Source organism: Citrobacter sp. S55_ASV_140 (assembly GCF_018919505.1).
GTDB classification, from domain to species: Bacteria; Pseudomonadota; Gammaproteobacteria; order Enterobacterales; family Enterobacteriaceae; genus Citrobacter; species Citrobacter werkmanii.
The window spans coordinates 18423-32371 of the sequence record NZ_JAHLQZ010000006.1 but is presented as its reverse complement, the minus strand read 5'-3'; the positions used below and the strand labels follow the sequence as shown (position 1 = coordinate 32371).

11 protein-coding genes are annotated in these 13949 nt (G+C 55.2%); 3 read left to right on the top strand and 8 right to left on the bottom strand.

The annotated features are described in order from the left end of the window. Positions 1-54: 54 nt before the first annotated feature. Positions 55-1992: a murein transglycosylase gene (gene sltY, locus KQJ18_RS02285; protein ID WP_216421336.1), complete on the bottom strand. Its 1938-nt coding sequence runs from the start codon at positions 1990-1992 to the stop codon at positions 55-57. A gap of 207 nt (positions 1993-2199) precedes the next feature. On the opposite strand from sltY, the gene ettA reads away from it, so the two are divergent. Further along, positions 2200-3867, top strand: a complete 1668-nt coding sequence (gene ettA / locus KQJ18_RS02280) for an energy-dependent translational throttle protein EttA (protein WP_038637020.1) — start codon at positions 2200-2202, stop codon at positions 3865-3867. A gap of 81 nt (positions 3868-3948) precedes the next feature. Here the strand turns inward: ettA and nadR are convergent, their stop codons facing one another. From nadR to serB, 3 genes are all read right to left on the bottom strand, one after another. Next, entirely contained in the window at positions 3949-5181 is a 1233-nt protein-coding gene (nadR, locus tag KQJ18_RS02275; protein WP_038637017.1) for a multifunctional transcriptional regulator/nicotinamide-nucleotide adenylyltransferase/ribosylnicotinamide kinase NadR, read from the bottom strand. Positions 5182-5321: 140 nt separating this feature from the next. Further along, positions 5322-6704: a DNA repair protein RadA gene (radA, locus tag KQJ18_RS02270; protein ID WP_003829944.1), complete on the bottom strand. Its 1383-nt coding sequence runs from the start codon at positions 6702-6704 to the stop codon at positions 5322-5324. Positions 6705-6764: 60 nt separating this feature from the next. Next, a complete protein-coding gene (serB, locus tag KQJ18_RS02265; protein ID WP_038637014.1) occupies positions 6765-7733 on the bottom strand; it encodes a phosphoserine phosphatase in 969 nt (322 codons plus the stop codon). Positions 7734-7849: 116 nt separating this feature from the next. Between serB and KQJ18_RS02260 the strand changes: the two genes are divergently transcribed. After that, a complete protein-coding gene (locus tag KQJ18_RS02260; RefSeq protein ID WP_038637011.1) occupies positions 7850-8485 on the top strand; it encodes a YtjB family periplasmic protein in 636 nt (211 codons plus the stop codon). A 15-nt stretch (positions 8486-8500) separates the two neighbouring features. Beyond that, on the top strand, positions 8501-9517 hold the full coding sequence (gene lplA, locus KQJ18_RS02255) for a lipoate--protein ligase LplA (protein ID WP_148043756.1): 1017 nt from the start codon (positions 8501-8503) through the stop codon (positions 9515-9517). Between the two features lie 86 nt (positions 9518-9603). Here the strand turns inward: lplA and deoD are convergent, their stop codons facing one another. The 4 genes from deoD to deoC all read right to left on the bottom strand — a co-directional run bounded on the left by deoD (position 9604) and on the right by deoC (position 13918). Then, the gene (deoD, locus tag KQJ18_RS02250) at positions 9604-10323 is read right to left on the bottom strand and encodes a purine-nucleoside phosphorylase (protein ID WP_000224864.1); all 720 of its coding nucleotides are present in this window, start codon (positions 10321-10323) and stop codon (positions 9604-9606) included. Positions 10324-10433: 110 nt separating this feature from the next. After that, positions 10434-11657, bottom strand: a complete 1224-nt coding sequence (gene deoB / locus KQJ18_RS02245) for a phosphopentomutase (RefSeq protein ID WP_042312511.1) — start codon at positions 11655-11657, stop codon at positions 10434-10436. 51 nt (positions 11658-11708) lie between these two features. Then, complete coding sequence (gene deoA, locus KQJ18_RS02240; RefSeq protein ID WP_150344633.1) at positions 11709-13031, bottom strand: thymidine phosphorylase; 1323 nt, start codon at positions 13029-13031, stop codon at positions 11709-11711. A 107-nt stretch (positions 13032-13138) separates the two neighbouring features. Continuing rightward, positions 13139-13918, bottom strand: a complete 780-nt coding sequence (deoC, locus tag KQJ18_RS02235; protein WP_165406788.1) for a deoxyribose-phosphate aldolase — start codon at positions 13916-13918, stop codon at positions 13139-13141. Between the last annotated feature and the right edge of the window lie 31 nt (positions 13919-13949).

Here is a 13949-nt window from a genome sequence, read left to right as displayed (position 1 = left end):
CCTCCCCCTTTTGTACTCTTTAACGAGTACAATAGCATAACACAACCGATACGATCAGTAACGACGTTGCCATTCTGCGTCGCTCATCAGCTCCGGTTTATCGCCAAGGAAATAACGATAGTACGCATCGTAAGCCAGCACGTTCTTCACATAACCACGCGTCTCTGAGAACGGAATGCTTTCGACAAACGCCACGGCATCGATCCGACCTGCGCTATTACCCAGCCAGGTGCGCACGCGCCCCGGTCCGGCATTATAGGCCGCCGATGCAAAGATGCGGTTATTGCCAAATTGCTGATAAACATACTGCAAATAGCTGGTGCCAATGTTGATGTTGGTATCAGGATCCAGCAGTTGACTCGGACTACTGTAACCCGGAATCGAGAACATTTTCACCGTGTGCGTCGCGGTGCCCGGCATAATCTGCATCAGCCCACTGGCGCCAACCGGCGATTTCACTTTCGGGTTCCAGGCGCTTTCCTGACGCGCGATCGCCATCGCATAACTTGGCGGAATATCTTTCCCACTGGTATAGCGGGTAAACAGATCTTTATAGGCCAGCGGGAAGCGCTCTTCCAGATGATCCCACAGTTTACCGGCGATCGTCGCCTGTACGCTCAGATCCCACCAATGATTGTTAAACGCGTAGCGCGCCAGCTGCGCCTGCTCGGACTTGGTGCGGCTGGTGACCAGATTTGCCCATTCACTGCGCGCGGTATTATCCAGATTCCAGTACATCAGCTCGCGTACGCGCGCCATTTCCGGTCCCTGAGTCAGCGCAGAGTCAACGTTCGCTGGGGCTTTATCCACCTTCAGCTCGTACTCTTCACCGAGGCGTTGCGCCGCCACCATCGGGTAGAAACCGCGCTGCTGCATGAGTTGATGCAGGATCTCTTTCGCTTCTGCCTCGCGTCCGCGCTCCAGCAGCAGATCCGCTTGCCAGTAGCGCCACTCGTCTTTTTCTTTTGCATCCATCGGCAGACGCGCCAGCCAGGTATTCAGGCCGCGACGATCGCCTGTTCCCAGCGCCATCCGCACGCGACGCTCCACAAGCGAGGTGGAATTTGAGCGCATAATCGCATCATCACGCCATTTCGCCTGCTCGTCGGTGACGTCATTGCCCATCAGACGCCAGGCGACGATGTCGCGCAGCTCCTGAGTCTGCTCGTCATTTAACTGCTGCGCCTGTACCAAAGAGGGGATCATCAGGCGGGCGTTTTCGACATCCTGACGCGCCACGCTGGCAAAAGCCACCGCCGCCATCTGCCGGGTGAAATCCGTTGCGCCAGTGGTACGCGCAAAGGTCATTACGGTGTTTGGATCGTTAGCCAGCGCGATGATTGCCGACGCAATCGTCTGATACTCCCCAGGCATTTGCCCGGCCAGCGCGGTGACCAGCCCCGTATTGCCCGCTTTCATCGCCAGACGAATACGCTCCAGATAAGCCAGCGGATCCTGAGTGCCTGAGGCGCGCCACACGCCGAATAATTTGTCACAGGCGTTCGGCTGACTTTTCCCGGTCAGCCACAGCTCTTTCGCGCCCCGCCAGGCCTCTTCGGTTTGTCCGGTACTCCATTTCGCGAAGTAATAGTTACATTGCGCTTCCGTGGTGCCCGGTTTTTCCGGGCTAAACGCCAGCAGTCCACGCCAGTCTTCCCGTCGCGCCAGTTCATTCACAAAACGCGATTGCAGAGTACGCGCCGGGGGCAGCGTCGGGTTGGCGCGCACAAAATTGGTGACGGTAATGGTCGGCTGATTCATCAGATCGTCAGTAATCTGACGATATTCCAGATAGGGATACAGAGGATAGTTCTTCAGGCCGGGCATCATCTGCTCTACGACATCCATCTGTCGGTTGTCCCAGGACTGCTTAATTTGCGCATAGCGATTGCGCTGCTCATCCAGGGAATCGGCTCGCGCCACTTGACTGACCGTCAGCAGACATACGCTGGCCGCCAGCAGGCGCCAGGTAAATTGTTTGGCTTTGTCCACAAGCTCTTCCTCTTGTCATGTTACGTCTGTGCAGCATCATGCCGCTTAATTCATTCATGCTAACCAGACATTGCAGAATGCGCCACGTCACGGACACTTTTTTACTTTTGTTGCGAGTGAGATCTGCTGGCTGGGATTGGGCAATGAAAAAGGCTACACTTCGCTTTTGATAACTCTATTCATCACTATAAAAGAGGCGAAGTCCACGTGGCTCAATTCGTTTATACCATGCATCGTGTCGGCAAAGTCGTTCCGCCGAAACGTCATATTCTTAAAAACATCTCACTGAGCTTCTTCCCTGGCGCCAAAATCGGTGTACTCGGTCTGAACGGCGCGGGTAAATCTACCCTGCTGCGCATCATGGCCGGCATTGATACCGAAATCGAAGGCGAAGCTCGCCCACAGCCGGGCATTAAAATCGGTTACCTGCCGCAGGAACCAAAACTGAACCCGGAACACACCGTCCGTGAGTCTGTTGAAGAAGCTGTGGCCGAAGTCGTTAACGCCCTGAAAGGCCTGGATGAAGTGTATGCCAAGTACGCAGAACCGGACGCCGACTTCGATAAACTGGCCGCGCAGCAGGGCAAGTTTGAAGAGATTATTCAGGCGCACGACGGCCATAACCTGAACGTGCAGCTCGAGCGTGCCGCTGACGCCCTGCGTCTGCCGGACTGGGATGCCAAAATCGAGAACCTTTCCGGTGGTGAACGCCGCCGCGTCGCGCTGTGCCGCCTGCTGCTGGAAAAACCAGACATGCTGCTGCTCGACGAACCAACCAACCACCTGGATGCCGAATCCGTTGCCTGGCTGGAACGCTTCCTGCACGACTTCGAGGGTACCGTCGTGGCGATTACCCACGACCGTTACTTCCTCGACAATGTTGCGGGTTGGATTCTGGAGCTGGACCGCGGCGAAGGTATTCCATGGGAAGGCAACTACTCCTCCTGGCTGGAGCAGAAAGATCAGCGTCTGGCGCAGGAAGCTTCTCAGGAAGCCGCTCGTCGTAAATCTATCGAGAAAGAGCTGGAGTGGGTGCGTCAGGGTGCGAAAGGCCGCCAGTCTAAGGGCAAAGCCCGTCTGGCGCGCTTTGAAGAGCTGAATAACACCGAATACCAGAAGCGTAACGAAACCAACGAACTGTTTATTCCACCTGGACCTCGTCTGGGCGATAAAGTCGTTGAGGTCAGCAATCTGCGTAAATCCTACGGCGATCGCGTGCTGATCGACGACCTGAGCTTCTCGGTACCGAAAGGCGCTATCGTCGGCATCATTGGTCCGAACGGCGCGGGTAAATCGACGCTGTTCCGCATGATGTCCGGCCAGGAACAGCCTGACAGCGGCACCATCACGCTGGGCGAAACCGTGAAGCTGGCCTCCGTTGACCAGTTCCGTGACGCAATGGATAACAGCAAAACCGTGTGGGAAGAAGTTTCCGGCGGGCTGGATATCATGAAGATCGGCAACACCGAAATGCCAAGCCGCGCCTACGTAGGCCGCTTTAACTTCAAAGGCGTGGATCAGGGTAAACGCGTGGGCGAACTGTCCGGCGGTGAGCGCGGTCGTCTGCACCTGGCGAAGCTACTGCAGGTTGGCGGCAACATGCTGCTGCTCGATGAACCGACCAACGACCTGGATATCGAAACCCTGCGCGCGCTGGAAAACGCCCTGCTGGAGTTCCCGGGCTGCGCGATGGTTATCTCGCACGACCGTTGGTTCCTCGACCGTATCGCCACCCACATTCTGGACTACCAGGATGAAGGTAAGGTTGAGTTCTTCGAAGGTAACTTTACCGAATACGAAGAGTATAAGAAACGCACGCTGGGCGCCGATGCTCTGGAGCCGAAGCGTATCAAGTACAAGCGTATTTCTAAGTAATTACCGTTAAGCGCCGTATCCGGTCTACGAGGTTAATGCAACTTCCAGGCCGGATAAGCGCGGCGCTATCCGGCATTTAACCTATCTCTGCTCGCCCATCAACTCTTTCACCAGCTCCACGCAGCGCAGGAATCGACCATCGTAGTCAGGTTCCTGAACGTGCACGAAATCGATATTGTTTTCCTGCAGCATCTCGACCAGCAGCGACTGAAACGCTTTTCGGTCAACCGAGCTGCCAAGGCTACGCAAACCATCCGCCACCCATGGGGTGTTGTTTTCCAGCAGGATCACCAGGTCAAAACGGTACTCATCAATCAGCGCCTGCACAAACGGGTGTTCACGCCCTTCGTACTTTTTACAGAATGCCTGAGTGGTCACGAAATCGGTATCGATAAACGCCACTTTATTGGCATACTTGACAGCAAAATCAATGTATTGCGCTTGTCCGAGGGCAATCTTATCGTAGTCGGAATATTGCAACGCCATCTCGTCGCCGCCCAAATGGGAGAAGACGTAATCACGCCCGTATTCCCACGCACTGGTGGTGTTAAAGATATTGGCGAGCTTGTTCACCAGCGTGGATTTTCCGCTCGACTCCCCGCCAAGGATCGCCACGGTGCGCACGAAAAACGGCTTCACTTCGGTGGGAATATACTCCCAATAGCGAAACGGGTTTTCGCGGATTTGCCCGCCACTGATGCTCATAAACGTCCGTTTCGGATCCACCAGCACCGTTTCGATCCCCAGATGTTTCAGATACTGCGGGGCATCTGACTCTTCAGAGGTGTAGATCCAGTTTGGCTGGATCCCCTTCTCCTGCATAAACGTTTTGATGCCGTTGCTCCACACATCCCAACCGTGCGGATACGGCTCCATGCCCTCTTCGTTGAAGGCATGAATTCGGATATTTTTCTGATATTTAAATGTTTGCAGCAGCCAACGTAAACGATCGGGCACCGTCGGCTGTTGCGACATGGCGCTGTCTTCAAACAGGCTGCGATCGCGCGTATCGTCATAACCCATGATGATATGCAGCTCATCGACCTGACTACAGGCACGCTGGATAAGATAGATGTGGCCGGTGTGCAGCGGATAAAACTTACCGAATACCACACCGATATTTTTCTGCTGGCGCGGAAACTCCAGCCCGAGAAAACGGTGCAGCGCCTCCAGCTTTTGCGCGCTGGGGCTTTTGATTTTGGCATTCAGCAGTTGGCTTAAATATCCCTTGGTCATGCCACTGGCATCCGCCACCTGTTGCAGGGTACAGCCCTTTTGCTTTATGGCGGTTTTGAGATAGTCGAACGATGACACAAGAGCCTCCTGCTGGAAAAATCGCGTAACACTGCCTGATGGCGCTTCGCTTATCAGGCCTACAACATCAATCCGTAGGCCGGATAAGACGCATTGCGTCGCCATCCGGCAAATTATACAACATCACTGCATACAGAGGATTATAAGTCGTCAAACACGCTTAACGCATCTGCAAGCTTTTTAACGCCAAAAACCTGCATCCCTTCCGGCACTTTTTTCGGGACGTTGGCGGCAGGCACAATCGCCCGACGGAAGCCATGCTTCGCCGCTTCAGAAATACGTTCCTGGCCGCTCGGCACCGGGCGAATCTCGCCCGCCAGTCCCACTTCGCCAAAGACCACTAAATCCTGCGGTAGCGGTCTGTCACGCAGGCTGGAGACCATTGCCAGCAGCAGCGCCAGATCGGCGCTGGTTTCGGTGACTTTGACACCACCGACCACGTTGACGAACACATCCTGATCCGCCATCTGCAAGCCGCCGTGACGATGCAGCACCGCCAGCAGAATCGCCAGACGGTTCTGTTCCAGACCGACCGCCACGCGACGCGGGTTCGCCATCATTGAGTGATCGACCAGCGCCTGAATCTCTACCAGCAGCGGACGCGTACCTTCCCAGACCACCATCACCGAACTACCGGAAGTGACCTCATCGCCACGGCTTAAGAAGATAGCGGAAGGGTTGCTGACTTCACGCAGGCCCTGCTCGGTCATGGCAAAGACGCCCAGCTCATTCACCGCGCCAAAGCGGTTTTTATGGCTACGCAGGGTACGGAAACGGGAGTCGGCATCGCCGTCGAGCAGCACCGAGCAGTCGATACAGTGCTCCAGCACTTTTGGCCCGGCCAGCGATCCGTCTTTCGTCACATGACCTACCATCACAATCGCCACGCCGCGCGTTTTGGCAAAGCGCGTCAGGTAAGCGGCCGTTTCGCGCACCTGCGCCACGCTGCCCGGCGAAGACTGAATATCCGCCATGTGCATCACCTGAATGGAGTCGATCACCATCAGCTTCGGCTGTTCTTCTTCGGCAATCAGGCAAATTTGTTCGATGCTGGTTTCCGACAGCATGTTCAGATTCGCCGTCGGCAGGCCAAGCCGATGCGCGCGCATCGCCACCTGCTGTAGCGACTCTTCGCCGGTGACGTACAGCGTTTTCATCTGCTCGGCGAGCTTGCACAGCGTTTGCAGCAGCAACGTCGATTTGCCCGCGCCAGGGTTACCGCCAATCAGAATAGCGCTGCCAGGTACCACCCCACCGCCCAGCACGCGGTCAAACTCTTTAAATCCGGTGGAAAAACGCGGCAATTCCTCAAGGCTGATGTCAGACAGCTTCTGCACTTTTGCGACACCCGCATTCCCGGCATAGCCGCTGAGCCGCTCGTTACGCGCCACCGTCGGCGACGCGGCAAGGCGCACCTCGGTAATGGTGTTCCAGGCCTGGCAGGCGCTGCATTGCCCCTGCCAGCGCGGGTAATCGGCCCCGCATTCATTACAAACAAAGGCGCGTTTTGGAGCTTTTGCCACGTTTTACCTCTTTCGTTAACGCTTTTGCCGGATGGCGCTGACGCTTATCCGGCATCAACACTATTTCTGGTTCATACTGCCGGAGAGAATGCAGAATACCCCCATCAGATCGGCGTGACGGATAGTAATCTCTGTCTTTTCATTCACTTTTGGTTTGGCATGATACGCAATGCCCAACCCTGCGGTTTTGATCATCGGCAGATCGTTCGCGCCGTCGCCGATCGCCACCGTCTGCGCCATCGGGATCTCATACTCTTGCGCCAGACGGGTCAGCGTATTGGCTTTGTACTGCGCATCGACGATATCGCCAATCACATTGCCGGTAAATTTCCCGTCCATGATCTCCAGCTCGTTTGCTACAGCCGCCGTCAGACGTAACTTATTACGCAGATAATCCGCAAAGAAGGTAAACCCGCCGGAGGCGATAGCCACTTTCCAACCCAGCGTTTCCAGCTTCAACACCAGTTGAGTCAGACCAGGCATCAGCGGTAAATTTTCGCGTACCTGATGCAAAATATTGGCATCCGCGCCTTTCAGCGTTGCCACACGGCTGCGCAGGCTGGCGGTAAAGTCCAGTTCACCGCGCATCGCACGTTCAGTGACTTCGGCAACCATCTCGCCGGTGCCGGCCAGCTTCGCGATTTCATCAATGCACTCGATCTGGATCGCCGTTGAATCCATATCCATCACCAGCAAACCCGGCGTACGCAGATGTGGAATCTTGCCGAGTGGCGCAACATCCAGTTTGGCATCATGCGCCAGTTTTGCCGCACGCGGCGTTAACGAACCCGCCAGGCGAATCACCTGATAATCCTCAACGCACCAGGCGGCCACGATCACCATCGCCGCGCCCAGTTTGCTCTGGTATTGCGTGAGACGTTGTTTATCCAGCCCGCGACCATACAGCAGCCAGCCACTACGGCCCGCGTGGTAATCCAGCGGCATGACTTCATCGCCACTTAAAGAGAGGGGCAGACCTGGCCACAGAGAGACATCTTCAGGTAGATCGCACCAGGTAATGTTAGGCATTAAAGCTCCTGTAAAATCGTTCGGGTCGGAATCATCCAGGGGAAAATAACGCATGAGGCTACCCTGTAACCAGCGCTTCTGGCAACATTAAGTCTCAAATTTTCAGCAGGTGGAATATGGCTCGCACAAAACTGAAATTCCGACTACATCGTGCAGTGATTGTATTGTCCTGCCTGGCGCTGCTCGTCGCCCTGATGCAGGGCGCATCCTGGTTTAGTCAAAGCCACCAGCAACAACGTAATCCGCAACTGGAAGAGCTGGCCCGTACGTTGGCACGTCAGGTCGCATTAAACGTCGCGCCGCTGATGCATACCGAAACGCCGGATGAAAAGCGCATTAAAGCAGTGCTCACGCAACTGACGGAAAGCAGCCGTATTCTGGATGCGGGCGTATACGATGAACAGGGAGACCTGATTACTCGTACCGGTGAGAGCGTTAACGTTCGTGATCGACTGGCGCTGGACGGTAAAAAAGCCGGGGGCTATTTTAACCAGCAGATTGTCGAACCCATTCAAGGCAAAAATGGTCCACTGGGCTATCTGCGCCTGACGCTGGATACCCACACGCTCGCCACCGAGGCCAAACAGGTGGATAACACCACCAACATTCTACGCCTTATGCTGCTCCTGTCACTGGCGATTGGCGTGGTGCTGACCCGCACCTTACTGCAAGGTAAGCGCACCCGCTGGCAACAATCGCCGTTCCTGCTTACCGCCAACAAACCGGTGCAGGAAGAAGATAAAGATGATTAAGAAAAGGAAATCGCTATGACTACCCTGCGCCTGCTTATCTCAGACTCTTACGATCCGTGGTTTAACCTGGCGGTTGAAGAGTGCATATTTCGCCAGATGCCCGCTACGCAACGCGTTCTGTTCTTATGGCGTAACGCCGATACGGTGGTGATTGGCCGGGCGCAAAACCCATGGAAAGAGTGTAATACCCGTCGTATGGAAGAGGATAACGTGCGGCTCGCCCGTCGCAGCAGCGGCGGCGGCGCGGTGTTCCATGATTTAGGCAATACCTGCTTTACCTTTATGGCCGGCAAACCGGAATACGACAAAACTATCTCTACCGCTATCGTACTCAATGCATTGAATTCATTGGGCGTTATGGCCGATGCTTCGGGACGCAACGATCTGGTGGTGAAAACGCCGGACGGCGATCGCAAAGTCTCTGGTTCAGCCTATCGCGAAACCAAAGATCGCGGCTTCCATCACGGTACGCTGCTGCTGAATGCAGACCTCAGCCGCCTGGCGAACTATCTGAATCCGGATAAAAAGAAACTCGCGGCGAAAGGGATTACCTCCGTTCGCTCCCGCGTGGCCAATCTTACCGAGCTATTACCGGGCATCACCCATGAACAGGTCTGCCAGGCGGTCACGGACGCCTTTTTCGCCCATTACGGCGAGCGCGTCGAAGCAGAAGGAATATCCCCGGATAAAACGCCGGATCTGCCGAATTTTGCCGAAACCTTTGCACGCCAGAGTAGTTGGGAGTGGAATTTCGGCCAGGCGCCAGCGTTCAGCCATCTGCTGGACGAGCGTTTCACCTGGGGCGGCGTCGAGCTACACTTCGACGTCGAAAAAGGTCATATCACCCGTGCACAGGTCTTTACCGACAGCCTCAATCCCGCGCCACTGGAAGCGCTGGCGGGGCGGTTGCAAGGGTGTTTGTATCGCGCGGATATGCTGCAACAGGAGTGCGAGGCGCTACTGGTTGATTTCCCGGAGCAAGAAAAAGAACTACGAGAACTGTCGGCGTGGATTGCCGGAGCGGTGCGTTAATAAAAAAAGCCGGATGGCGGCTACGCCTTATCCGGCCTACGATCGCGAGGCCCGGTAAGCGCAGCGCCACCGGGCATCACACAGTCTTACTCTTTATCGCCCAGCAAAACAGATTCCAGCGCGATTTTGATCATGTCGTTGAAGGTCGTCTGACGCTCAGCGGCCGTGGTCTGCTCGTGGGTACGAATATGGTCGGACACGGTGCAGATGGTCAGCGCTTTCGCACCAAACTCAGCAGCAACGCCGTAGATGCCCGCCGCTTCCATTTCCACGCCCAGTACGCCGTATTTTTCCATCACGTCGAACATTTCGCCGTCCGGAGAGTAGAACAGGTCAGCGGAGAACAGGTTGCCTACGCGCGCGTCAACGCCCAGCGCTTTTGCCGCATCAACCGCGTTACGTACCATGTCAAAGTCAGCGATAGCCGCAAAGTCATGATCTTTAAAACGGATACGGTTCACTTTGGAGTCGGTGCAGGCGCCCATACCGATCACCACGTCGCGCAGTTTGACGTCCATACGCACAGCGCCGCAGGAGCCGACGCGAATGATTTTCTTCACGCCGAAATCGGTGATCAGCTCTTTGGTGTAGATGGAGCAGGATGGGATACCCATACCGTGGCCCATAACAGAAATCTTACGGCCTTTGTAAGTACCGGTGAAACCTAACATGCCGCGAACGTTGTTCACTTCACGAACATCTTCGAGGAAAGTTTCAGCAATGTGCTTCGCACGCAGCGGGTCGCCCGGCATCAATACGACGTCAGCGAAATCACCCATTTCTGCATTAATATGTGGAGTTGCCATCTTCAGTTCCTTTTACATTGTTGTTTTTGCCGGATGGCGGCTGCGCCTTATCCGGCCTACAAACGATTCCTGGTAGGCCGGATAAGCGTAGCGCCATCCGGCAACGGGCATTACAGCATGTTTTTACCGTAGTCCATTGGCGACGTACCGAAGTAGCTCGCCAGCGTCTGTCCGATATCCGCGAAGGTTTCACGGTGACCTAAAGAGCCCGGTTTCACTTTCGGACCGTAGATCAGCACCGGAATGTGCTCACGGGTATGGTCGGTACCGGTCCAGCTCGGGTCGCAGCCGTGGTCGGCGGTGAGGATCAGAATGTCATCTTCACCCACCAGCTCCATCAGCTCCGGCAGACGGCGGTCAAACAGTTCCAGACCAGCGGCATAGCCCGCGATGTCGCGGCGGTGACCCCAGGAAGAGTCGAAGTCCACGAAGTTAGTGAAGACAATGGTCTCGTCACCCGCTTCTTTCATCTCTTTAATCGTGGCGTCGAACAGCGCATCCAGGCCGGTCGCTTTCACTTTTTTGGTGATACCGCAGTTGGCGTAAATATCCGCGATCTTACCGACAGACACAACATGACCTTTTTTCTCGTCAACCAGTTTCTGCAGCACGGTCGGCGCTGGCGGCTCAACGGCCAGGTCATGACGGTTACCGGTACGCTGGAAGTTACCGGCTTTATCACCGATAAACGGACGCGCGATAACACGACCGATGTTGTAACCGCCCTCGGTCAGCTCTTCACGCGCGATTTCGCACAGCTCGTAGAGTTTATCCAGGCCAAAGGTCTCTTCATGACAGGCAATCTGGAACACGGAGTCAGCGGAGGTATAGAAAATCGGCTTCCCGGTTTTCATATGTTCTTCGCCCAGTTGATCCAGAATCACGGTACCGGAAGAGTGGCAGTTACCGAGGTAACCCGGCAGGTTGGCACGTTTTACCAGCTTATCCAGCAGTTCCTGCGGGAAGCTGTTTTCGTGGTCGCTGAAGTAACCCCAGTCAAACAGAACCGGCACTCCGGCGATTTCCCAGTGGCCGGACGGCGTATCTTTCCCGGAAGAGAGTTCATGCGCCCATGCGTATGCGCCGATGACTTCCGCATTACCGTCCATACCAGCAGCAATTTTACCGGTAGAACCTTCGTGAGCTTTCACCAGGCCCAGACGGGTCAGGTTAGGCAGATTCAGTGGGCCTTTGCGACCATTGTCAGCCTCACCTTTCGCACAGGCTTCTGCAATGTGTCCCATAGTGTCTGAGCCTACGTCGCCAAAGCGATCCGCATCTTCAGTCGCACCAATACCAAAGGAGTCCAGCACCATAATAAATGCACGTTTCATCTTGTTCTCCATACATCTGCGCCGCAAAAAAGCGATCAGATCAGTATACAGTTATTCGGTTATACGACGATAGACTGTCGGTGTAATTTCTGGCGCTTTATTGTCAAGGCTGATTGCCGCTTTGACCGCTTTCGCCGCTTCCTGCCAACTGGCTTCATCTTTCGCGTGGATCACTGCCAGCGGACGCTGTCCGTCTACGCTGTCGCCCAAACGGACCATGTCGCTAAAGCCGACGCTGTAATCGATGGTATCCGATGCCTGACGGCGTCCACCGCCCATGGAAACGACTGCCATACCCAACGCGCGGGTATCCATCGCGCTGACAAAGCCCTCAGTATCAGCATATACCGCTTTGCTGAGCATTGCCGTCGGCAGATACTTCGCATAGTTTTCGACGAAGTCGGTCGGGCCTTTCTGCGCCGCAACCATACGGCCAAAAATTTCCGCCGCTTTACCGTTGTCCAGCACCGCCTGCAATTTCGCGCGGGCTTCGGCGTCATCTTTCGCCAGATTGCCGGAGATCAGCATTTCCACGCACAGCGCCATGGTGACATCTAACAGACGTGGATTACGGTATTCACCTGTCAGGAACTGGACAGCCTCGCGGACTTCTACCGCGTTACCTGCGCTGGAAGCCAGCACCTGGTTCATATCAGTTAACAGCGCGGTGGTACGTACCCCCGCCCCGTTCGCCACGCCGACAATTGCTTCGGCAAGGGCTTCAGAAAGTTCATAGGTCGGCATAAACGCGCCGCTGCCTACTTTCACATCCATCACCAACGCATCCAGCCCTTCCGCCAGCTTTTTCGCCAGGATAGAGCCGGTAATCAGCGGGATGGAATCCACCGTCGCGGTAATATCGCGGGTGGCATAAAAACGTTTATCCGCCGGTGCGAGCGAGCTGGTTTGCCCAATAATCGCCACACCCACGTCTTTAATAATTTCACGGAAACGCGCGTCGTCCGGGAAGATATCAAATCCAGGAATCGCTTCCAGTTTATCGAGCGTACCGCCGGTATGACCCAGGCCGCGCCCGGAAATCATCGGAATATAGCCGCCACAGGCAGCCACCATCGGGCCTAACATCAGCGACGTTACGTCGCCCACGCCGCCGGTAGAGTGTTTATCCACAATCGGGCCGTTCAGTTGCAGGCTTTTCCAGTCCAGCACGGTTCCTGAATCACGCATTGCCATGGTCAGCGAAACTCGCTCAGGCATTGTCATATCGTGGAAGAAAATGGTCATCGCCAGGGCGGCGATTTGCCCCTCAGAGATGGTGTTGTCGCGAATCCCATTGATAAAGAAACGAATTTCTTCATCGCTCAGCGCATGACCATCACGTTTTTTACGAATAATTTCTTGTGCGAGAAACACGGTAACCTCCCGATTATGGGCCGGGTAAGCAGTGCGCTCCCCGGCTAGTCGTATTGATGCCGGATGGCGGCTTACGCCTTATCCGGCCTACGATGGGCAATTCAAACTTAGTAGCTGCTTGCGCTCTTACCGTCGCCGTGACCCAGCGCTTTGAGCAGGCTCGCCAGCAGGCTGGATGCGCCAAAACGGTAATGGCGGGAATCTGCCCAGTCAGCGCCAAACAGTTCGTCGGCAATCGCCAGGAACTGCTGTGCATCTTCTGCAGTACGTACGCCGCCAGCGGGTTTGAATCCAACGGTTTTAGAAACGCCCATATCACGGATCACTTCCATCATGATGCGTGCGCTTTCCGGCGTCGCATTGACCGGTACTTTACCGGTAGACGTTTTGATGAAATCAGCACCCGCTTTGATAGAAATTTCAGACGCTTTGCGAATCAGGGCTTCTTCTTTCAGCTCACCAGTTTCGATGATCACTTTCAGCAGCACATTTGCTGCCGCACATGCATCTTTACAGGCTTTAACCAGATCAAAACCAATCTGCTCATTACCCGCGATCAGCGCACGATACGGGAACACCACATCAACTTCGTCAGCACCGTAGGCAATCGCCGCGCGGGTTTCAGCCAGCGCGATCTCAATGTCGTCATTGCCGTGCGGGAAGTTGGTGACGGTGGCAATACGGATATCCGGTGTGCCCTGCTCTTTCAGGGTCTTACGCGCAACAGGAATGAAACGTGGATAGATGCAAATTGCTGCCGTGTTGCCAACCGGGGTCTTCGCCTGATGACACAGCGCGATCACTTTTTCATTGGTGTCGTCGTCATTCAGGGTGGTCAGATCCATCAGTTTCAGTGCACGCAGGCTGCTTGCTGTTAAATCGGTCATAACATTCTCCAACGGCATCGCCGTATAAAAT

What these genes read in the sequence shown, in the direction of transcription:
- serB (WP_038637014.1), bottom strand. Translation starts at nt 7,733, where the DNA reads ATGCCTAACATTACCTGGTGCGATCTACCTGAAGATGTCTCTCTGTGG.
- KQJ18_RS02260 (WP_038637011.1), top strand. Translation starts at nt 7,850, where the DNA reads ATGGCTCGCACAAAACTGAAATTCCGACTACATCGTGCAGTGATTGTA.
- lplA (WP_148043756.1), top strand. Translation starts at nt 8,501, where the DNA reads ATGACTACCCTGCGCCTGCTTATCTCAGACTCTTACGATCCGTGGTTT.
- deoD (WP_000224864.1), bottom strand. Translation starts at nt 10,323, where the DNA reads ATGGCAACTCCACATATTAATGCAGAAATGGGTGATTTCGCTGACGTC.
- deoB (WP_042312511.1), bottom strand. Translation starts at nt 11,657, where the DNA reads ATGAAACGTGCATTTATTATGGTGCTGGACTCCTTTGGTATTGGTGCG.
- deoC (WP_165406788.1), bottom strand. Translation starts at nt 13,918, where the DNA reads ATGACCGATTTAACAGCAAGCAGCCTGCGTGCACTGAAACTGATGGAT.